Origin of the sequence: Paenibacillus sp. FSL L8-0435 (assembly GCF_037965655.1) — a bacterium.
Lineage (GTDB): Bacteria > Bacillota > Bacilli > Paenibacillales > Paenibacillaceae > Paenibacillus.
This window is the reverse complement of sequence record NZ_CP150185.1, coordinates 140,677-161,246: the sequence shown is the minus strand read 5'-3', so window position 1 is coordinate 161,246 and position 20,570 is coordinate 140,677. Positions and strand designations below refer to the sequence as shown.

General features: G+C 49.0%; 16 protein-coding genes, 10 tRNA genes and 3 rRNA genes. All 29 read right to left on the bottom strand.

The window, feature by feature from the left end; translation table 11 throughout:
* Positions 1-6: 6 nt before the first annotated feature.
* Positions 7-732 (bottom strand): bifunctional phosphoribosyl-AMP cyclohydrolase/phosphoribosyl-ATP diphosphatase HisIE, encoded by a 726-nt coding sequence (hisIE, locus tag NST33_RS00815; protein ID WP_221822504.1) that lies wholly within the window; start codon positions 730-732, stop codon positions 7-9.
* Position 733: 1 nt separating this feature from the next.
* Positions 734-1,495, bottom strand: coding sequence for an imidazole glycerol phosphate synthase subunit HisF (gene hisF, locus NST33_RS00810; protein ID WP_221822472.1), 762 nt, complete (start codon positions 1,493-1,495; stop codon positions 734-736).
* 30 nt (positions 1,496-1,525) lie between these two features.
* Positions 1,526-2,260 carry a 1-(5-phosphoribosyl)-5-[(5-phosphoribosylamino)methylideneamino]imidazole-4-carboxamide isomerase gene (gene hisA, locus NST33_RS00805; protein ID WP_339181104.1) on the bottom strand — a complete coding sequence of 245 codons (735 nt, stop codon included), beginning with the start codon at positions 2,258-2,260 and terminating at the stop codon, positions 1,526-1,528.
* A gap of 62 nt (positions 2,261-2,322) precedes the next feature.
* Positions 2,323-2,949, bottom strand: coding sequence for an imidazole glycerol phosphate synthase subunit HisH (gene hisH / locus NST33_RS00800; RefSeq protein ID WP_221822475.1), 627 nt, complete (start codon positions 2,947-2,949; stop codon positions 2,323-2,325).
* Between the two features lie 3 nt (positions 2,950-2,952).
* On the bottom strand, positions 2,953-3,582 hold the full coding sequence (gene hisB / locus NST33_RS00795) for an imidazoleglycerol-phosphate dehydratase HisB (protein WP_260632859.1): 630 nt from the start codon (positions 3,580-3,582) through the stop codon (positions 2,953-2,955).
* Complete coding sequence (hisD, locus tag NST33_RS00790; RefSeq protein WP_339306418.1) at positions 3,575-4,879, bottom strand: histidinol dehydrogenase; 1,305 nt, start codon at positions 4,877-4,879, stop codon at positions 3,575-3,577. The genes hisB and hisD overlap by 8 nt, the downstream gene beginning before the upstream one ends.
* Positions 4,880-5,012: 133 nt before the next feature.
* A complete protein-coding gene (hisG, locus tag NST33_RS00785; RefSeq protein ID WP_339306416.1) occupies positions 5,013-5,672 on the bottom strand; it encodes an ATP phosphoribosyltransferase in 660 nt (219 codons plus the stop codon).
* A 1-nt stretch (position 5,673) separates the two neighbouring features.
* Complete coding sequence (locus NST33_RS00780; RefSeq protein ID WP_221822478.1) at positions 5,674-6,873, bottom strand: ATP phosphoribosyltransferase regulatory subunit; 1,200 nt, start codon at positions 6,871-6,873, stop codon at positions 5,674-5,676.
* 408 nt (positions 6,874-7,281) lie between these two features.
* Positions 7,282-7,824 (bottom strand): DapH/DapD/GlmU-related protein, encoded by a 543-nt coding sequence (locus NST33_RS00775; protein WP_036616162.1) that lies wholly within the window; start codon positions 7,822-7,824, stop codon positions 7,282-7,284.
* Complete coding sequence (ppaX, locus tag NST33_RS00770; RefSeq protein WP_017691276.1) at positions 7,821-8,477, bottom strand: pyrophosphatase PpaX; 657 nt, start codon at positions 8,475-8,477, stop codon at positions 7,821-7,823. Before ppaX ends, NST33_RS00775 begins: the two co-directional genes overlap by 4 nt.
* A gap of 6 nt (positions 8,478-8,483) precedes the next feature.
* Positions 8,484-9,509, bottom strand: a complete 1,026-nt coding sequence (lgt, locus tag NST33_RS00765) for a prolipoprotein diacylglyceryl transferase (protein WP_221822479.1) — start codon at positions 9,507-9,509, stop codon at positions 8,484-8,486.
* 120 nt (positions 9,510-9,629) lie between these two features.
* A complete protein-coding gene (gene hprK, locus NST33_RS00760) occupies positions 9,630-10,568 on the bottom strand; it encodes an HPr(Ser) kinase/phosphatase (RefSeq protein WP_017691278.1) in 939 nt (312 codons plus the stop codon).
* Between the two features lie 418 nt (positions 10,569-10,986).
* On the bottom strand, positions 10,987-12,114 hold the full coding sequence (gene ugpC / locus NST33_RS00755) for a sn-glycerol-3-phosphate ABC transporter ATP-binding protein UgpC (protein WP_017691279.1): 1,128 nt from the start codon (positions 12,112-12,114) through the stop codon (positions 10,987-10,989).
* 103 nt (positions 12,115-12,217) lie between these two features.
* On the bottom strand, positions 12,218-13,438 hold the full coding sequence (locus NST33_RS00750) for a helix-turn-helix domain-containing protein (RefSeq protein WP_339306413.1): 1,221 nt from the start codon (positions 13,436-13,438) through the stop codon (positions 12,218-12,220).
* A gap of 119 nt (positions 13,439-13,557) precedes the next feature.
* Positions 13,558-13,630 (bottom strand) — tRNA-Lys (locus tag NST33_RS00745).
* Positions 13,631-13,637: 7 nt separating this feature from the next.
* A tRNA-Tyr gene (locus tag NST33_RS00740) sits at positions 13,638-13,723 on the bottom strand.
* A 12-nt stretch (positions 13,724-13,735) separates the two neighbouring features.
* Positions 13,736-13,808: transfer RNA gene (locus NST33_RS00735), tRNA-Phe, on the bottom strand.
* 21 nt (positions 13,809-13,829) lie between these two features.
* A tRNA-Asp gene (locus tag NST33_RS00730) sits at positions 13,830-13,907 on the bottom strand.
* A 9-nt stretch (positions 13,908-13,916) separates the two neighbouring features.
* Positions 13,917-13,992 (bottom strand) — tRNA-Thr (locus tag NST33_RS00725).
* A gap of 5 nt (positions 13,993-13,997) precedes the next feature.
* Positions 13,998-14,073, bottom strand: a tRNA-Val gene (locus tag NST33_RS00720).
* A 9-nt stretch (positions 14,074-14,082) separates the two neighbouring features.
* Positions 14,083-14,159: transfer RNA gene (locus NST33_RS00715), tRNA-Met, on the bottom strand.
* A 43-nt stretch (positions 14,160-14,202) separates the two neighbouring features.
* Positions 14,203-14,294: transfer RNA gene (locus NST33_RS00710), tRNA-Ser, on the bottom strand.
* Positions 14,295-14,375: 81 nt separating this feature from the next.
* A 23S ribosomal RNA gene (locus NST33_RS00705) occupies positions 14,376-17,303 on the bottom strand.
* Positions 17,304-17,509: 206 nt separating this feature from the next.
* A tRNA-Ala gene (locus NST33_RS00700) sits at positions 17,510-17,585 on the bottom strand.
* Positions 17,586-17,607: 22 nt separating this feature from the next.
* Positions 17,608-17,684, bottom strand: a tRNA-Ile gene (locus tag NST33_RS00695).
* Positions 17,685-17,720: 36 nt separating this feature from the next.
* A 5S ribosomal RNA gene (rrf, locus tag NST33_RS00690) occupies positions 17,721-17,837 on the bottom strand.
* Between the two features lie 105 nt (positions 17,838-17,942).
* Positions 17,943-19,495: ribosomal RNA gene (locus NST33_RS00685) — 16S ribosomal RNA — on the bottom strand.
* Together the 16S, 23S and 5S rRNA genes with 10 tRNA genes alongside form the textbook arrangement of a ribosomal RNA operon.
* 348 nt (positions 19,496-19,843) lie before the next feature.
* Complete coding sequence (locus NST33_RS00680; RefSeq protein WP_036607241.1) at positions 19,844-20,113, bottom strand: pro-sigmaK processing inhibitor BofA family protein; 270 nt, start codon at positions 20,111-20,113, stop codon at positions 19,844-19,846.
* 32 nt (positions 20,114-20,145) lie between these two features.
* A complete protein-coding gene (locus NST33_RS00675) occupies positions 20,146-20,421 on the bottom strand; it encodes a DUF2508 family protein (RefSeq protein ID WP_074092951.1) in 276 nt (91 codons plus the stop codon).
* Between the last annotated feature and the right edge of the window lie 149 nt (positions 20,422-20,570).

Sequence of the window (20,570 nt, the reverse complement as noted above, 5' to 3'; positions counted from 1 at the left end):
CGCCTCCTAATCGCGGCGAGGCCGTTCATGACGGCGGCTCAGCTCTGACATAATGTCGTCCAGCGGCAGCTTGCGCTCTTGTAACAGGACGAGCAGGTGATACATCAGGTCACTGACTTCCAGACGAAGCTCGTCATTATCTTTATTTTTGGCGGCGATGATTGTCTCGGACGCTTCTTCACCGATTTTTTTCAGTATTTTGTCTACACCTTTATCAAACAGATACGTTGTATATGCACCCTCAGGACGCTCACGTTCACGCTCTGCAATAACGGATTCCAGTTCAGCCAATACCTCAAAGCGACTTTCGGAACCGGAACTTGCAGAAGCAGATGCCGCACCCGCTTCATCCGAAGCCTTGTCTGCCGATTTCTCTGGCAAACCAATGATTTCATTATGGAAACAAGTTACCGCCCCTGTATGGCAAGCCGGACCGTTCGGTTTCACCTCAACCAACAAGGTATCACCGTCACAATCATATTTTAGGGAAGTAATCGTCTGCACGTTGCCAGATGTTGCCCCTTTATGCCACAACTCCTGACGCGAGCGTGACCAGAACCACGTCTCACCGGATTCTAGCGACAACTTCAGAGATTCGCGATTCATATAAGCCATCATTAAGACTTCCCGAGTATCCATATCCTGCACAATGGCAGGAACCAATCCGTCACTCCAACGAATGTGTTCCACAACCTGCTCCAAGGATAGCTGTTCCTTGATTTCATCGCTCACTTTAGTCACGGATCTCCACCCCTTGTTCTCTCAAATGTTGTTTTAACGCCGGTACGGCGATTTCTTTGTAATGGAAAATCGTTGCGGCCAGCCCTGCGTCCGCTTTGCCTGTGGTAAATACATCATAGAAATGAGATTCCTTGCCCGCACCGCCCGATGCGATGACTGGAATACGCACAGATTCGGATACCGCTGCCGTCAGCTTCAGATCAAAGCCGTCTTTTGTTCCGTCCGCGTCCATACTGGTGAGAAGAATCTCCCCCGCGCCCAAGCTCTCAGCCTTTTTAACCCATTCCAGTGCCTTGATCCCGGAGGGTTTCCGTCCACCATGGGTATAGACTTCCCACTCGCCCCAAGCTTCGTTATACTTGGCATCGATCGCTACCACGATACACTGCGAGCCAAAGCGACGTGCACCATCGGCAATCAACTGCGGATTAAGTACCGCGGCTGTATTCACTGCAATTTTATCCGCTCCCGCACGGAGAATCCGCTTCATGTCCTCTACCTTGGAGATGCCACCGCCTACTGTAAAGGGAATTGCAATCTCGCCCGCTGTCTGCCGCACGACTTCTTCCATCGTTTCGCGGCCTTCCACTGAAGCGGAGATATCGAGAAACACCAATTCATCCGCGCCCTCGCGGTCATATAGTGCCGCCAGCTCTACCGGATCACCCGCATCGCGGAGATTAACGAAGTTGACGCCTTTGACGACCCGTCCGTCCTTCACGTCCAGACAGGGGATGATTCTTTTTGCCAGCATGTTACCTCTTCCTCTCTATCCGAATATCTCTTACTTATTTACCGCACGTACTGCTTCAGACAGATCGATGCTTCCCGTATACAGTGCTTTACCCACGATTGCTCCACCAACACCATCATCCGCGTGGCGACTCAGACGAAGCAGATCATCCATTACACTCACACCGCCGGAAGCAATAACCGTCCGTCCGCTTGTCTTGGCTAGAGATACAATCGCTTCCACATTAGGACCCTGCATCATGCCATCACGGGAAATATCCGTAAAGATAAACGTTTCTGCCCCATATGCCGCCAATTCCTTCGCGAGTACCTCTGCTTGTACTTCCGATGTTTCAAGCCATCCGCGGGTTGCCACGTAACCATTACGAGCGTCGATGCCAATTGCCACTTTGTCACCGTAACGTCCCAGTACTTCCTCTGTAAATGCACGATCCTCAATCGCTGCTGTTCCAATGATCAGCCGGCTAACACCCAGACCCAGCAAACGTTCTACATCAGCTACCGTACGAAGTCCGCCGCCCACCTGAACAGGTACGTTCACAGCCGAGGCAATCCGCCCGATCAGCTCATCGTTAACAGGGCGCCCTGCTTTCGCACCATCCAGATCCACCAGATGAACGTATGTACCGCCTTGCTTCTCCCAGGATAGAGCCACTTGAACCGGGTCATCGTTATACACGGTCTCCTGATTATAATCTCCCTGCACCAGTCTTACACATTTGCCGTCCCGGATATCAATCGCCGGATATAGGATAAAAGATGACATACAAGGCCTCCTGAATATGAATTAGATTTGTACGCTTTCTATAGTTAAGAAGAGATGATATTTTACCTTTGTACAGGTGATCCTGTCAGAGCCAAAAAGTTGCCGAGCAGCTTCATACCAAGCTCTCCACTTTTCTCCGGGTGGAATTGCATGCCGAAGTTGGATCCTCTGCCTACAATGGCTGTCACCGGATGTCCATAATCCGTTACTGCCAGCAGATCGTCCCTGTTTTCAGTAAGCGCATGATAGGAATGGACAAAATAGACGTGACCTGCCTCAAGCCCCTTAAATAGCGGATTTTCCGCGTGCAGGAATTCCAAACGGTTCCATCCCATATGAGGAACCTTCAGCTCTCCTGGTGCGAATCGCACCACTTTACCTGGCAAAATATCCAGTCCTTCATGCTCGCCATGCTCTTCACTTGAGCTGAACAACAATTGCATGCCCAGACAGATACCGAGCAGTGGCTTGGACCCGGCAGCGGCTTCCTTCACCACCGTATCCAATCCACTCTCCCGCAGATGAACCATCGCATCACCAAAAGCACCTACGCCTGGCAGAATGACACCATCTGCGCCAAGAATCTCTTCCCGGTCACCCGTGACCAGCGCTTCGTAGCCAAGACGTTCGACCGCTTTGCCGACGCTGTGCAGGTTACCCATACCGTAATCGACAATTGCAATCGCCATCGTCTACAGCACTCCCTTCGTGGAAGGCACACCTGTTACACGTGGATCAATCATCGTTGCTTCATCCAGTGCACGTCCCAATGCTTTAAAGATCGCTTCAATCATGTGGTGGGTGTTCTGACCATAGTGCACAATGACATGTAACGTAATCCGAGCTTCCAGCGCCAATTTCCACAGGAATTCATGTACCAGTTCCGTGGAGAAACTGCCTACCTGTTGGGAAGGGTATTCTGCACGATATTCAAAGTGAGGCCGGTTGCTCACATCAATAATGACCTGAGCGAGTGCCTCGTCCATCGGTACAAAAACACTGGCGTAACGCTTAATTCCGCGTTTGTCACCCAACGCTTCTCGTAACGTCTGTCCCAGACAGATTCCGATGTCTTCAACCGTGTGATGATCGTCGATATCAATATCTCCACGGGCCTGCACGTTCAGGTCGAATTGTCCGTGCTTCGTGAACAGATCCAGCATATGGTTCAGGAAAGGTACATCCGTTTCAATCGTGGATTGTCCTGTTCCATCTACATTAAAGGCCAATTGAATATTGGTCTCATTTGTTTTGCGGTCAACCTCTGCTTGGCGCACTGCACCTTTGGTTTCAAGTTCCACACCATTATTTTGCTTATCCATTGTCCGATTCCGCCTTTCCTTCCTGTTCTAACCGTACAGCAATTGCACGGGCATGCCCTTCAAGACCCTCATGGCGGGCCAACTCTATAATAGCCGCTCCGTTCTTCAGCAGCGCTTCTTTACTATAATAAATCAGACTCGATTTCTTGATAAAATCATCCACGTCCACTGGCGAACTGAATCGCGCAGTGCCATTGGTCGGTATAATGTGATTGGGTCCTGCAAAATAATCCCCTACCGGCTCCGAGCTGTACGGGCCGAGGAAGATCGCACCGGCATTTTCGATCCGGCCAGCATAAGCCATCGGCTCCTGCACCATGATCTCCAGATGCTCCGGTGCAAGCCGGTTCACCACGTCGATTCCCTCATCGATGGAATCAACCACAATAATAGCGCCATACTGCTCCACGGATGAAGCAGCGATATCCCGCCGCGGCAGCACTTCAAGCTGCCGCTGCACTTCGCCCTGCACGGCTTCCGCCAGCGTGGCCGAATTCGTGACGAGAATGGCCGATGCCATCTCGTCATGTTCCGCCTGCGACAACAGGTCGGCGGCGACATACACCGGATTCGCCGTATCATCGGCGAGCACCACAATTTCACTCGGCCCGGCGATACTGTCGATATCGACCGCACCGTACACCTCGCGCTTCGCGAGCGCCACGTAAATATTGCCCGGTCCACAGATCTTGTCGACCGGTGCAATACTCTCCGTGCCGTAAGCCAAGGCGGCGATAGCTTGAGCGCCGCCAACCCGGTACATCTCGCTCACGCCTGCTTCCGCAGCAGCAACGAGAATGTACGGGTTTATACCTTCGCCACCGTTCGTTGACGGCGGCGTCACAAGAACAATCTCCGGCACACCTGCCACCTGTGCCGGAATCACATTCATCAGCACAGACGATGGATATGCTGCTTTGCCGCCAGGTACATAGACCCCGACTCGCTTCAGCGGTCGGATGACCTGGCCCAGCAGGCTGCCGTCCGGCTGCCAATCCATCCACGAGTTGCGTTTCTGTTTCTCGTGAAACGCACGAATGTTGGCGGCGGCTTGCCGAATCGCCGTCACAAAGGATGGCTCCACGGCTGCATAAGCCGCCTGCAGCTCTTCCTGCGGCACGCGCAAATCCGCGGCCGTCAGCTTTGTGCGGTCCAGCTGCTCTGTGTAACGCAGCAGGGCCGCATCACCCTCACGGCGAATGTCGCTGACAATGCGCCGTACCGTCTCATTTTGCTCCGGCGTGCCATACTCCACTTCCCGCTTCAGATCAAACTCCCGTGCAGGTACAATTTTCATACGTACAACCTCCTCATCCTCTGTAATACCTGCCTTCTTGTGGCCGATTTGCTTCTTTATTTTGTCTCTTACTCTTAATTTTGCTTCTGCTTCTGCTTTGTATGTTTCTCATCTATGTTTCCAACGCAGTACTTCATCCCCGAAAGCTTCCCGCAGAAATCTCATTCGATGCCGGAATGACCTGTTGAAGTGCATCACACAAAGCCTGGATTCGTGCATTTTTCATCCGATAACTTACCCGATTGGCGATAAGACGGCTAGTGATGTCCAGAATGCCTGTCATCTCCACCAGTCCGTTCTCGCGCAGCGTCTGACCTGTCTCCACCAGATCGACGATCCGGTCTGCCAGACCAATCAAAGGCGCAAGCTCAATGGAACCATTCAGCTTGATCACCTCGACCTGCTGCCCCTGCTCCCGAAAATACTGTGAAGCAATCCTTGGATACTTCGTTGCAACACGTTGCTGTATGCCTGGCTTCCAGTCGGGGAGTCCGATCACAGACATACGGCACTGGGCGATTCCCAGATTCAACAGTTCGTACACGTCCCGATCTTCCTCCAGCAGCACATCTTTACCAACAACTCCGATATCGGCAACACCGTACTCCACATACGTTGGAACATCTACTGGCTTAGCCATAATGAATTCCATTCCCGCTTCCGGTACTTCGATGACCAATCTGCGTGTATCGTCCACGTCTTCTGGAATATCCAGCCCCGCTTCACGAAACAATTTGGAGGCTTTTTTATAGATTCGGCCCTTCGGCATGGCCACCTTCAGAATATCCGACATCTCAGCGTCCTCCTTCTTCAGATCCGTAAGTAATAACCTGCTCAGCCTCAGCGGTTCTTGCTTCAACCGATACGGCACTTGCCCCAGCCCCGTCTTCAGGAAGAAGGAGTGTCACTACATTTTGTCCCATACTGCGTAATCTTGCCGCTTCTGTTAGTGCCTCAGCCCGACGTTTCGGGGTATATTGGATAAGTACCAGTTTTTTCTCTTCAATCGTAATGCCATGAACACCATCAATAATCCGGTTTGTTTTCAGTGCAAATCCTGTAGCTGGCAACGAGCGCCCAAACTGTTGTAACAGATTATCATACCGTCCACCGCTACATACCGGAGATCCCAGTTCTGCTGCATACCCTTCAAAGGTCATGCCTGTATAATAGGAGAAATCACCGATCATCGTCAGATCAATCAGCACATGCTCGGATACACCGTACGCTTCCAACACTTCGAATACGGCACACAGATGTGCAATTGACTGTGCTGCTTCAGCACTTGAACTTAGCTCTACCGCATGTGTGCATACTTCCTTGCCACCACGCAGACGAAGGATCGCTTCAAGCTGTTCTTTCAACTTCGGCTCCAGATTCAATGCTTCAATTGATTGGCGATAGCCGACATAATCACGTCCGAGCAGCCCTTCCTTCAATTGCTCCTGCTCAGCGGTCTGCCCTGGAATCACTTCCTCCAGTAATCCGTTCAGGAATCCCATATGGCCCATCGCTATTTTAAAAGAAGACACACCCGCTGCCTGCAAAGAGGCAATCGCAAGCGCAACAACTTCTGCATCCGCCTCAGGTGAGTCGTCTCCCACCAACTCCACGCCCGTCTGGAAAAATTCAGCCTCACGCCCAGCTTCCTCTTCAATAGAACGAAATACGTTCGCATGATAGGACAGACGCAGCGGCAACTGCTCATCTTTGAGCATGGATGAAACGACGCGTGCAATCGGAGCCGTTAGATCCGATCTGAGCACCAGCGTGGTTCCCCGGCTGTTTAGCAATTTAAATAATTTTCGATCTGATGTAGAGCTTGCCACACCTACCGTGTCGTAATATTCAATCGTTGGTGTGATGATCTGACGGTAACCCCAGCGTTCCATACATTCCAGTACATTGCGTTCAATCGTCCGCAGCTTGGATACTACATGTGGTGTATAGTCGCGGAATCCGGTCGGTTTTTCAAAACCTTTTGGTTTGGACATTGGTAATATTCACCCCGAGTCAGTAGTTTAAGAGTAGTGCTCGTTCTATTTCAACAGGATTTATGTAGTGTAAATCCCCATTCTATCTTGTAACCCTGAATCACCGTATTGCTGCAAAAACCTTCAACTATTGGTTTAGTTCAACCTTTATCACGTTAAATTCCCTCGAAATACTTTCACATGGTAAAGTGCTAACAAACTAAAGGATATGGGATATGATAACATGAAATCCGCACTACCGTCAACAATACCAAAGCTTGATTGCCCATGGAACGACATATCGTTTTATATACACACCGTTACGCCTACCAATCGGTATTTATATACGAAAAAAGCTGCCATAAGCAGCTTTTTACTTCAACCCATCTTCATTCCTTACTTACTTTATTGACTCATTACTTTATTGACTCAATGCACACTACCCTGAGAAGAATCATCCGTGTTAAAGACCGTTTCTTCCGTAGAAGCTGCCGCGCGGGATAAATCACGTAGTGGATTGCCTCCAACAAAAGCTCCTGGTGCAACATCCTTATGTACGACAGCTCCAGCAGCCACAACGGCTCCGTCCCCTATAGTCACCCCGGGCAGAATCGTCGTATTGGCACCAATCAGTACATTTTCCCCGATAATCACCTCACCGAGCCTGTACTCCTTAATGAGATACTCATGAGCGAGAATCGTTGTGTTGTAACCGATGACCGAGTTTTCGCCGACCGTTATTTTCTCCGGAAAAAACACATCGACCATCACCATCAGGCCAAAGGCCGTGTGTTTTCCCACTTTCATGCCGAGCATTCGGCGGTAAATCCAGTTCTTCACCGATAGGATCGGACAATAGCGTGACAACTGGATCCAGATAAAATTACGAACGCCCTTCCACGGACTCACTGTCTTGTAGATATGCCAAAGTGCATTCTGGTCCTCTACCGGATAGCGGGTTACTTTTCTCATGAACGTCCCGTTTCAATACGGATGAGTTTCAACAAGTCTCTCATGTCATGCAACATATGGTCGGGTCCATATCCGTTCAGGATTGTTTCCCCTTTAAGGGACCATGCAACCCCCGCCGAAAGAGCGCCCGCATTTTGTGCCGATTGGATATCCACTGGACTGTCACCTACCATCAGCGTTTTAGCAGGATCTGCACCCAGTTCCGTCATCGCTTTCAGTACAGGTTCAGCGTGCGGCTTTGGATTCGTTACATCGGTCACTGTTACAATTGTCTTCATATATTTCAGTAGATCAAAACGTTCTAGCACCTTTAATGTGGATGGGCGAATTTTGGTTGTGACCACACCCATCACAATGCCGGCCTGATGCAGCGCCTCTACTACCTCAATAACATGTGGAAAAGGTCTAACCATCGCTTCATGATGGATATCATTATAAGCACGGTAACCTTTCACGTACTCGGAGACTTCCTCCTGGCCAGAGAAAGTGCGCATTTGCTGCTCCAGTGTGCCACCCATATGTGGAATGATCTGTTCCCGTGTCCATGGAGCTGAATGCTCCCATCCCCCCATGACATGCTGGAATGAGCTGATAATCAACTCATTGGTATCAATAATCGTTCCGTCCAGATCAAACAATACCGTGTCAATCATGTTGCATTACTCCTTTTTATCATCAACTTGCTTGGATTCATCTTTGGCTGGAGGTGTTATCTTGTTCTCTTTGCCAGCAACTGTTCCCGTATGCTCCATATCATCTGAGGTAACTTTGGACGATACAATCGGATCACTATAACGAACATCTGCTTTACCTGTCACTCTTCTCACCACAATGAATATAACAGCAACAATAATGATGCCAATCGCGAGCAGTTGCGAGATTCTTACGTTACCGTAAGCAGGATCAAGATATCCTTGTTCAAAGCCCATTGCAGTCATTGGAGACCACAGCCCGTTCACTAATGAAGCAACCCACTGCGGGGCCTGAAAGCCCAAACTGTCTGTACGTAAAGCTTCAATGAAGAAGCGACCGATAGAGTACCAGATGAAATAAGACATGAACAGTTCACCTGAACGCAGAAACTTCTGACGACGCAGAACCAGCAGCAAGACCAGACCAACGAGACTCCACATCGATTCATACAAAAATGCAGGGTGGTGGAATACGCCCTCTACGTTCATTTGATTCACAATAAAGTCCGGCAGATGAAGCTTGTCTCTCAAAAATGATTCTTCTACAGGACCGCCGTAGGCTTCCTGATTCACAAAGTTCCCCCAACGTCCGATCAACTGTCCAACGAGCAGTCCAGGCGCACAGATATCGGCCATACGCCAGAAGTTATACCCTTTACGACGGAAGAAAATAACTGCACAGATGATTGCACCAATAAGGGCACCATAGATGGCTATACCACCATTCCATATCTTAAAGACATCCCAAAAATTATCCCTATAATCTTCCCATTTAAATGCGACATAGTAGATGCGGGCACCAATGATGGCAGAAGGCACACCCAGCAGGACCATGTCCATGAACACTTCCTGTGGAATATTGTATCGTTTGCCCTCTCGGATCACGAGCAGCAGTCCTATAAGTGCCGCGGCACCAAGAATAAGCCCGTACCAGTGAACCTTTAACGCTCCAATAGAGAACGCAATCGGGTTCAACAGTAATAATGTATCCATTCATTCACACTCCTATTTATTCAACAATCGTACGCATGACGAATGGTTGGCATGCCCTGCGCCTTAAGAGAAGCAGTACATGTCAACCATTTATCTTCATTTCCTTGTATAAAATGTTTCTTAATCCATATCTTCCATATCTTCCGAGATGGTTGCTGTCAGCTTGTTTGTAAACTGCAGTGCAGCATTGAGGCCCATCTGTTTCAGACGATAGTTCATACCTGCCACTTCAATAATAACCGCCAAGTTCCGTCCCGGACGAACAGGGATCGTAACCAGAGGCACATCCGTATCAATGATACGTGTAGTCTCTTCATCCAGACCCAGACGATCATATTGTTTATCTTGCTGCCATGCTTCCAGACGTACAACCAAGGTAATCCGTTTATTATTCCGAACCGCACCAGCTCCGAACAATGTCATGACGTTGATAATACCGACACCTCGAATTTCGAGTAAGTGGCGGATCAATTCAGGTGCTGTACCATGCAGTTGAAAATCTGACGTTTGGCGGATCTCTACCGCATCATCGGCAATCAGTCGGTGTCCACGTTTCACCAGTTCAAGCGCTGTTTCACTCTTACCAATACCGCTACTACCTGTAATCAGCATACCTACGCCATAGACATCACAAAGTACACCGTGAATGGTTGCTGTTGGCGCCAGTTTCTTCTCCAGGAAACCGGTAATCCGGCTGGATAGAATCGTTGTTGCCATATTGCTGCGAAGTACAGCCAGATTCTGCTCTTCACTAATATCAATCAGCTCTTGCGGAACTTCCAGTCCACGCGTGACAACGATACAAGGCGTCTCTTCCGTACAAAGACGTTGCATACGATCGCGCCGCTCTTGCTCAGGTAACATTGCAAAGAAAGCTAACTCCGTTCTTCCAAGCAGCTGTACCCGTTCTTGTGGATGATATTCAAAATAACCGGCCATTTCCAGACCAGGACGGTTCAGGTCATCTACCGTAATGACTCTTTTCAATCCGTGAGATCCAGAAACAACCTCCAACTGAAATTGCTGCACGAGTTCAGATACTTTCACTTTTTTCGCCATTTGTCTCTTCCTTTCAGCATTAGCTGTCCCTCTATGTACATCAGATCGTGTATCAGTTATTTCCATTATTAGCGCATTCACATCATGGGGTACAGAATGCATACCCTTCCAACAGTCGATTCTCTCAAATAAATGAAGACAGACCTTCAAATAATCTTAAATGAATTCCGGGATGAATGCAATCGCAGCCTCCGACAACCATTAGTAAGAAAAGTCTTCTGATCGAAGCACCTTCTGGGATACTACATTCGTAGTTTAAGGGGTGTTTTTCTTACGATTATTAATCCTTCAACTCTGCCGAAACTTATAAATTCATTAATCTTAAAAAAGCCCCTTCCAGCAATAACGGAAGGGGCTCTCATTACAATGTATAATTGCGTTAACTGTCAGGTTCCATCGTCACCGAGGAATCCCAGTATTATTTGTCTTGAAGAAGTACGTTCACTTCAGTCTCTTTGTCAAAGATATGAACTTTGTTCATGTCGATGGCCATTTTAACTGTAGAACCATCACGAGTGTTAGAACGTCCGTCTACACGTGCGATCGTTGTATCATTACCAACACCGCTCAAGTAGAGGAGCATTTCGTGACCCAGGTTCTCTGTAACATCTACGTGTGTAGAGAATACAGAGTTCGGGGATGCTTCCAGGAATACTGGCTCTTCGTGAATGTCTTCTGGACGAACACCCAGAATCACTTCTTTGCCAATGTATCCTCTAGATTTCAACACTTGTGCTTTACCTTGCGGGATTTCAACATCCACACCAGGAGCTATGAAATGCATGCTAGTACCTTGCTCAGCGAGTTTACCCGAGATAAAGTTCATTGTCGGGGAACCGATGAAACCAGCTACGAACAGGTTAGCCGGCAGGTTATACAACTCTTCCGGAGAAGCTGCTTGTTGGATGATACCATCCTTCATAACAACGATCCGATCACCCATCGTCATAGCTTCGATCTGGTCATGCGTTACGTAGATAACGGTTGTTTCCAAACGTTTCGCAAGTTTAGTGATCTCTGCACGCATTTGACCACGCAGTTTGGCATCCAAGTTGGAGAGAGGCTCATCCATCAAGAACACTTGTGGATCACGGACAATCGCACGTCCCAAAGCGACACGTTGACGTTGACCACCGGACAGTGCCTTAGGTTTACGCTCAAGCAAATGCTCGATATCCAGGATTTTAGCTGCTTCACGTACACGTTTGTCGATCTCATCTTTTTTAACCTTACGCAATTTCAAACCAAACGCCATGTTTTGATATACGCTCATATGCGGATACAAGGCATAGGATTGGAATACCATCGCGATATCGCGGTCTTTAGGTGCAACATCATTAACGACACGGTCACCGATATAGAGTTTACCTTCAGAAATTTCCTCAAGGCCTGCGATCATACGAAGTGTTGTTGATTTACCACAACCGGACGGACCTACCAGTACCAGAAATTCTTTATCTTTAATGTCCAGGTTAATGTCAACTACAGTTGCTTTATCAGAACCCGGGTATTTTTTGAAAATATGCTCTAAACGTACTCCAGCCATGATTGTTGCCTCCTCAGAGATCATTTTGTAATCGAATACAATTTGTATTTTTATAATACCCTATCTACGTGAGGTTTGACTATTCGCAAACTGCACAAAAATATCAATGCTTTTTCGTCACTTTGTACATTAGTAGTAAAAACTGCACTAGAACGGCACTTTCGAAGTGCCTCACATCATAGCCAATCTCCTGTTTGATCTTGTCCAGACGGTATACCAACGTATTACGATGAATGAAAAGTCGTTTCGCTGTCTCGCTGACATTACAGTCCAGGCTAAAAAAAGTCTCCAGCGTAGCAAGTGTCTCACTGTCATTGAAGATAACCGTGTCTTTGCCAGTTTCCTTTATAAAACGTATACGTTGATCATCTGGAATGCTCGCTACCAACCTCTCCAGGTGAAGATCCCATGGGAGATGAATATGCTGCGTAACATGGAATGCTCTCCCTAAGTGAACACTCTCTCTAAGAAGAGTTGTGACCGATACAAGTTGTTGCGCAGGAATGCATGGCAGAGATGCAGACAGATGGAACACCCCAGCCCACTCACTGGCAACCAATTCATGCAACCCCAGACAAAAAGCGTTCAGTGAGTCCTTTTTGGCCTCCGTTGTATCTTCCTCGGCTTCTTCTGTAACAATTTCTTTATCACCCATGAAAATCCACTCTTGCTCCCCCAAAGGAATCAAGACAATCTCCTCGCCAAAGTAACTCTCAAGCAACTTGTTGAGCTCCTTGGATCGTAAACGATGGGCATCCGGTGTATCTCCTTGCAGCAAGAAGAGAATCTTCTCCGTATTCAACTCTGCTGCCACTACAAAGCGATCAGGAACAGCTTCAGCTTCCTTTTCGGTAGGTTGTTCAACCTGCTCTTTAAGCCAGAGACCCAATTCAGTCAAATACTGCTCCCTATCATTCTCATATACAACAGGTTGTACCTCATCGGGTAGAGCCGTGTTAGTACGGATTACAAGCTCGATCAATTGCCGTGTTTCCAAGGTAATAGATCTTGCAGCGCATCCCCAACACACGACGGTCTCTTCTTTCTTATTCATCCGAACCTTAAAAAATATACGCTCTCCCGTATTCAAACTGATCACATCGGATGAACTTGGAGATGCAGATTGATCAGATAACTCCTGACTCTCACCTTCATCATCACCAAAAGTCTCTGAATTCTCATGATGACCAATCAGATTTTCCACGGATTGCATCCATTCTTCTATTGTAATTTCATATTCGTCCAAAGTTGTGCCAATAATGACTTCAATTTGCTGTTTTAGATCAGGTATGAGCTTCATATAATGAACGTCACCACTCTGCATGTTTTCTACTAGTTTATCATATCTTGCCGAGTATTAATAAAAATCCATATTGAGTTAAAATCACATAACAAAAAAGAGCGACTAATCAAATTAATGATTAATCACTCTTTTCTTAAAGATGAGTCATGAAGGGCTCGAACCTTCGACACCCTGATTAAAAGTCAGGTGCTCTACCAACTGAGCTAATGACTCATAAAACTGGTGGAGGATGATGGATTCGAACCACCGAACCCGTACGGGAGCAGATTTACAGTCTGATGCGTTTGGCCACTTCGCTAATCCTCCAGGGATTAAAGGTGGCTCGGGACGGAATCGAACCGCCGACACGAGGATTTTCAGTCCTCTGCTCTACCGACTGAGCTACCGAGCCATATTTAATTTTTAGGATTAATGGCGGAACCGACGGGATTCGAACCCGCGATCTCCTGCGTGACAGGCAGGCATGTTAGGCCAACTACACCACGGTTCCAGGCATTAATGGTGCCGGCGAGAGGACTTGAACCCCCAACCTACTGATTACAAGTCAGTTGCTCTACCAGTTGAGCTACACCGGCGTATATGGTGGAGGCTGAGGGGATCGAACCCCCGACCCTCTGCTTGTAAGGCAGATGCTCTCCCAGCTGAGCTAAGCCTCCTGGGTAATATGGTAGCGGCGGAGGGGATCGAACCCCCGACCTTACGGGTATGAACCGTACGCTCTAGCCAGCTGAGCTACACCGCCATATTAATTATGTCTTGATTGCTTGTCCACCTTTAGGTAAAGATGGCGGAGAGAGAGGGATTCGAACCCTCGCACCGCTTACGCAGTCTAACCCCTTAGCAGAGGGTCCCCTTATAGCCACTTGGGTATCTCTCCGAATAACAATCATCAACATCATTCAAGGATTGCTCCCTGAAAACTAGATTCGAAACGAAACACGCGAATTACAACTTGCTATTGGATAAGCCCTCGACCGATTAGTACTGGTCAGCTCCATGCATTGCTGCACTTCCACCCCCAGCCTATCTACCTCGTCGTCTTCAAGGGGTCTTACATACTGGGAAATCTCATCTTGAGGGGGGCTTCACGCTTAGATGCTTTCAGCGTTTATCCCGTCCGTACATAGCTACCCAGCGGTGCTCCTGGCGGAACAACTGGTACACCAGCGGTACGTCCATCCCGGTCCTCTCGTACTAAGGACAGCTCCTCTCAAATTTCCTACGCCCACGACAGATAGGGACCGAACTGTCTCACGACGTTCTGAACCCAGCTCGCGTACCGCTTTAATGGGCGAACAGCCCAACCCTTGGGACCTACTTCAGCCCCAGGATGCGATGAGCCGACATCGAGGTGCCAAACCTCCCCGTCGATGTGGACTCTTGGGGGAGATAAGCCTGTTATCCCCAGGGTAGCTTTTATCCGTTGAGCGATGGCCCTTCCATGCGGTACCACCGGATCACTAAGCCCGACTTTCGTCCCTGCTCGACTTGTAGGTCTCGCAGTCAAGCTCCCTTATGCCTTTGCACTCTTCGAATGATTTCCAACCATTCTGAGGGAACCTTTGGGCGCCTCCGTTACTCTTTAGGAGGCGACCGCCCCAGTCAAACTGCCCACCTGACACTGTCCCCGCACCGGATTACGGTACCAGGTTAGAACCTAGATACGATCAGGGTGGTATCCCAACGTTGCCTCCACACAAGCTGGCGCTCATGCTTCAAAGGCTCCCACCTATCCTGTACAGATCGTACCCAAATTCAATATCAAGCTGCAGTAAAGCTCCATGGGGTCTTTCCGTCTTGTCGCGGGTAACCTGCATCTTCACAGGTATTAAAATTTCACCGGATCTCTCGTTGAGACAGCGCCCAAGTCGTTACGCCATTCGTGCGGGTCAGAATTTACCTGACAAGGAATTTCGCTACCTTAGGACCGTTATAGTTACGGCCGCCGTTTACTGGGGCTTCGGTTCACAGCTTCGGGATTACTCCCTAACCACTCCCCTTAACCTTCCAGCACCGGGCAGGCGTCAGCCCGTATACTTCGCCTTACGGCTTCGCACAGACCTGTGTTTTTGCTAAACAGTCGCTTGGGCCTTTTCACTGCGGCCCCCTCGTGCTATTCACACTACCGGGGCACCCCTTCTCCCGAAGTTACGGGGTCATTTTGCCGAGTTCCTTAACGAGAGTTCTTCCGCGCGCCTTAGAATACTCTTCTCGCCTACCTGTGTCGGTTTGCGGTACGGGCACCATCACCTGGCTAGAGGCTTTTCTTGGCAGTGTGAGATCATGACCTTCGCTACTATAATTTTCGCTCCCCATCACAGCTCAGCCTTACAATGTGCGGATTTGCCTACACATCAGCCTCACTGCTTAGACGGACATCCATCAGTCCGCGTCACTACCCTACTGCGTCCCCCCATTGCTCATAACGGCTTACGGTGGTACAGGAATTTCGACCTGTTGTCCTTCGACTACGCCTTTCGGCCTCGCCTTAGGTCCCGACTTACCCTGAGCGGACGAGCCTTCCTCAGGAACCCTTAGGCTTTCGGCGGATCAGATTCTCACTGATCTTTTCGTTACTCATACCGGCATTCTCACTTGTATAATGTCCAGCGCTCCTTACGGTACACCTTCAACCCTTATACAACGCTCCCCTACCCCTGATGCAAAGCATCAAGCCATAGCTTCGGTGGTGTGTTTAGCCCCGTTACATTTTCGGCGCAGAGTCACTCGACCAGTGAGCTATTACGCACTCTTTCAATGGTGGCTGCTTCTAAGCCAACATCCTGGTTGTCTGTGCAACTCCACATCCTTTCCCACTTAACACACACTTGGGGACCTTAGCTGATGGTCTGGGCTGTTTCCCTTTTGACAATGGATCTTAGCACTCACTGTCTGACTCCCGGAAGTAAGTCTATGGCATTCGGAGTTTGACTGAGCTTGGTAACCCTTGCGGGCCCCGCACCCAATCAGTGCTCTACCTCCACGACTCTGTTTTCCGAGGCTAGCCCTAAAGCTATTTCGGGGAGAACCAGCTATCTCCGAGTTCGATTGGAATTTCTCCGCTACCCCCACCTCATCCCCGCATTTTTCAACATGCGTGGGTTCGGGCCTCCAGTGCGTGTTACCGCACCTTCACCCTGGACAGGGGTAGATCACCCGGTTTCGGGTCTACGTCCACGTACTACATCGCCCTATTCAGACTCGCTTTCGCTGCGGCTCCGGCTCTTCACCTTAACCTTGCACGGGAACGTAACTCGCCGGTTCATTCTACAAAAGGCACGCCATCACCCCTAAAACGGGCTCTGACTTTTTGTAAGCACACGGTTTCAGGTTCTATTTCACTCCCCTTCCGGGGTGCTTTTCACCTTTCCCTCACGGTACTGCTTCACTATCGGTCGCTAGGAAGTATTTAGCCTTGGCAGATGGTCCTGCCGGATTCATACGGGGTTTCACGTGCCCCGCACTACTCGGGATCCGTCTCGGAGGGAACAGACTTTCAACTACAGGGCTTTTACCTTCTTTGGCGGGCCTTTCCAGACCTCTTCGCTTAACCGGTTCCTTTGTAACTCCATGTGAGACGTCCCACAACCCCAAAGAGCAAGCTCTCTGGTTTGGGCTTCTCCGCGTTCGCTCGCCGCTACTGACGGAATCACTATTGTTTTCTCTTCCTCAGGGTACTTAGATGTTTCAGTTCCCCTGGTATGCCTCTACACAACCTATGTATTCAGTTGTGAGTAACTGGAAATTACCCCAGCTGGGTTTCCCCATTCGGACACCCCCGGATCAAAGCTTGCTTACAGCTCCCCGAGGCAGTTTCGTTGTTCGCCACGTCCTTCATCGGCTCCTAGCGCCTAGGCATCCTCCGTGTGCTCTTAGTAGCTTAACCATTTTGTTCCGGTTTCGGTCGCTCGCCTCCCTTGTTTTGCTTGCGCAAAGCCAAAAGTCGCTCTCACCCGATACCATCACAAAAGCAATTTAACTACCTTTATACACTTGACTTGTTTGCACAAGTTCAGCTTAAAGGAATGTTCTAATTCGCGTTTGTTTCGTTTCGATATCTAGTTTTCAAAGAACAAACTTGTAAAACATTTTTGGTGGAGCCAAGCGGGATCGAACCGCTGACCTCCTGCTTGCAAGGCAGGCGCTCTCCCAGCTGAGCTATGGCCCCATATAAAGTTTAAAGGTATAGATGGTGGGCCCTGGTGGACTCGAACCACCGGCCTCACCCTTATCAGAGGTGCGCTCTAACCAACTGAGCTAAGGGCCCACATTACATATACTATTTGAACCCAAAATGGGTTACGCTTGGCGGCGTTCTACTCTCCCAGGACCCTGCGGTCCAAGTACCATTGACGCTGAAGGGCTTAACGGTCGTGTTCGGGATGGGAACGTGTGGAACCCCTTCGCTATCGCCACCAAACGTTTGAGAGTTTAAGCTCTCAAAACTGAGCAACGAGTGAGTAACTAGCCGACCTGGCTAGATTTTGTATTTGAATGTTTCCACTCGGGAAACGATTCTCCATAGAAAGGAGGTGATCCAGCCGCACCTTCCGATACGGCTACCTTGTTACGACTTCACCCCAATCATCTATCCCACCTTCGGCGGCTGGCTCCTTGCGGTTACCCCACCGACTTCGGGTGTTATAAACTCTCGTGGTGTGACGGGCGGTGTGTACAAGACCCGGGAACGTATTCACCGCGGCATGCTGATCCGCGATTACTAGCAATTCCGACTTCATGCAGGCGAGTTGCAGCCTGCAATCCGAACTGAGACCGGCTTTGTTGGGATTGGCTCCATCTCGCGATTTCGCAGCCCGTTGTACCGGCCATTGTAGTACGTGTGTAGCCCAGGTCATAAGGGGCATGATGATTTGACGTCATCCCCACCTTCCTCCGGTTTGTCACCGGCAGTCTATCTAGAGTGCCCACCCGAAGTGCTGGCAACTAAATATAAGGGTTGCGCTCGTTGCGGGACTTAACCCAACATCTCACGACACGAGCTGACGACAACCATGCACCACCTGTCTTGAATGTTCCGAAGAAAAGGTACATCTCTGCACCGGTCATTCAGATGTCAAGACCTGGTAAGGTTCTTCGCGTTGCTTCGAATTAAACCACATACTCCACTGCTTGTGCGGGTCCCCGTCAATTCCTTTGAGTTTCAGTCTTGCGACCGTACTCCCCAGGCGGAGTGCTTAATGTGTTAACTTCGGCACCAAGGGTATCGAAACCCCTAACACCTAGCACTCATCGTTTACGGCGTGGACTACCAGGGTATCTAATCCTGTTTGCTCCCCACGCTTTCGCGCCTCAGCGTCAGTTACAGCCCAGAGAGTCGCCTTCGCCACTGGTGTTCCTCCACATATCTACGCATTTCACCGCTACACGTGGAATTCCACTCTCCTCTTCTGCACTCAAGTCACCCAGTTTCCAGTGCGATCCGGGGTTGAGCCCCGGGATTAAACACCAGACTTAAATGACCGCCTGCGCGCGCTTTACGCCCAATAATTCCGGACAACGCTTGCCCCCTACGTATTACCGCGGCTGCTGGCACGTAGTTAGCCGGGGCTTTCTTCTCAGGTACCGTCACCTTGAGAGCAGTTACTCTCCCAAGCGTTCTTCCCTGGCAACAGAGCTTTACGATCCGAAAACCTTCATCACTCACGCGGCATTGCTCCGTCAGGCTTTCGCCCATTGCGGAAGATTCCCTACTGCTGCCTCCCGTAGGAGTCTGGGCCGTGTCTCAGTCCCAGTGTGGCCGATCACCCTCTCAGGTCGGCTACGCATCGTCGCCTTGGTGAGCCGTTACCCCACCAACTAGCTAATGCGCCGCAGGCCCATCCCCAAGTGACAGATTGCTCCGTCTTTCCAGTTTCCTTCAGGCGAAGAAAACAACTATTCGGTATTAGCTACCGTTTCCGGTAGTTGTCCCAAACTTGAGGGCAGGTTGCCTACGTGTTACTCACCCGTCCGCCGCTAAGTATCAAGGAAGCAAGCTTCCTATCAACTCCGCTCGACTTGCATGTATTAGGCATGCCGCCAGCGTTCGTCCTGAGCCAGGATCAAACTCTCCAATAAAGTATTGAAAAGAGCGATAAGCTCATTTTGAATCTGACGAGATTAAAAATCTCATTTGTGCTCCAGTCGATCCAAGCCAAGGCTTGTCTCCAACTTTTGCGTTCATTCTGCAAGCAGAATGTTTACTCACTCGTTGTTCAGTTTTCAAAGATCAAACTCGTTTTTTCGTCACCATTTTCTCTCAGCGGCGACTTTTATAATATATCATACTTCGTTTGTTTTGGTCAAGTGTTTTTTTGAAATTCTTTTTCGAAGTTCGTAATGAGCTCCTTCATTTCATCTAAAGCATCTAACCAAGCAAGCAAAGCAACGAGATATAATGTACCATATAAATATCCTGCGAGTCAACTATCCGAACAAAGAAATTTTCAACCCTAATAATAGCCCCACACCTGGCAATCCCAAAACAGTTACAGTCCCTATCGTTGCAGGGTTCAGCGGGATGTAGGTTCCTGTAATCCAGCCAGAATAATTCACGATATATATCCCTACTGCAGCCAACACCAGATGAATTCCAAATGACGTGAAAAACGATAACCCTATCCGCTTTCTGAATAAAATAACGATAAGCCCCAGTAATGATATAACCAATACACTTCCCAGTATGATACTCTTCATATGTTACACCTCCATGTTTAATGTAAACGCGTCTACATACTAATCCCCCGTTGTGATGTAACATCATCATTAGCTCTGGCTCGCTTTGCTCTTCTCAAGTGGATCTGGTACTTCCGCTCAGCTGCCTCCAATACATAAATGGCATAATCAATCTCATCCTGCCCCTGTGCATCTTCAAACTGTCTCATAGCCCGTTCCCATTCCTGCTTAGCCATCTGAATATCTGCATAGATCTGATCCGCCTCAAGTTCCTTCAACATTCTGTTGTGTTTCTCTACCGAGTTCCGTGTATTTCGCCACAAAAACATAAACTCTCCCCCTCCTGATCAGCACAGCATATTCTCATACTTATCAGGGAAAGGACAAACTTAGAACTCGGACATTCATTTTCTTCATAAAAAAAAGAGAGCCCTAAGGCTCTCTTTGCACATCGAAACTTATTTAGCATCCGAAGTTA

Bases quoted from the DNA above. Each gene is read 5' to 3' on its own strand.
- hisH (WP_221822475.1), bottom strand. From the start codon at position 2,949: ATGGCGATTGCAATTGTCGATTACGGTATGGGTAACCTGCACAGCGTC.
- ugpC (WP_017691279.1), bottom strand. From the start codon at position 12,114: ATGGCTGGAGTACGTTTAGAGCATATTTTCAAAAAATACCCGGGTTCT.
- NST33_RS00750 (WP_339306413.1), bottom strand. From the start codon at position 13,438: ATGCAGAGTGGTGACGTTCATTATATGAAGCTCATACCTGATCTAAAA.
- NST33_RS00675 (WP_074092951.1), bottom strand. From the start codon at position 20,421: ATGTTTTTGTGGCGAAATACACGGAACTCGGTAGAGAAACACAACAGA.
- hisB (WP_260632859.1), bottom strand. From the start codon at position 3,582: ATGGATAAGCAAAATAATGGTGTGGAACTTGAAACCAAAGGTGCAGTG.
- ppaX (WP_017691276.1), bottom strand. From the start codon at position 8,477: ATGATTGACACGGTATTGTTTGATCTGGACGGAACGATTATTGATACC.
- NST33_RS00775 (WP_036616162.1), bottom strand. From the start codon at position 7,824: ATGAGAAAAGTAACCCGCTATCCGGTAGAGGACCAGAATGCACTTTGG.
- hisA (WP_339181104.1), bottom strand. From the start codon at position 2,260: ATGTCATCTTTTATCCTATATCCGGCGATTGATATCCGGGACGGCAAA.
- NST33_RS00780 (WP_221822478.1), bottom strand. From the start codon at position 6,873: ATGTCCAAACCAAAAGGTTTTGAAAAACCGACCGGATTCCGCGACTAT.
- lgt (WP_221822479.1), bottom strand. From the start codon at position 9,509: ATGGATACATTATTACTGTTGAACCCGATTGCGTTCTCTATTGGAGCG.
- hprK (WP_017691278.1), bottom strand. From the start codon at position 10,568: ATGGCGAAAAAAGTGAAAGTATCTGAACTCGTGCAGCAATTTCAGTTG.
- hisF (WP_221822472.1), bottom strand. From the start codon at position 1,495: ATGCTGGCAAAAAGAATCATCCCCTGTCTGGACGTGAAGGACGGACGG.
- hisG (WP_339306416.1), bottom strand. From the start codon at position 5,672: ATGTCGGATATTCTGAAGGTGGCCATGCCGAAGGGCCGAATCTATAAA.
- NST33_RS00680 (WP_036607241.1), bottom strand. From the start codon at position 20,113: ATGAAGAGTATCATACTGGGAAGTGTATTGGTTATATCATTACTGGGG.
- hisD (WP_339306418.1), bottom strand. From the start codon at position 4,879: ATGAAAATTGTACCTGCACGGGAGTTTGATCTGAAGCGGGAAGTGGAG.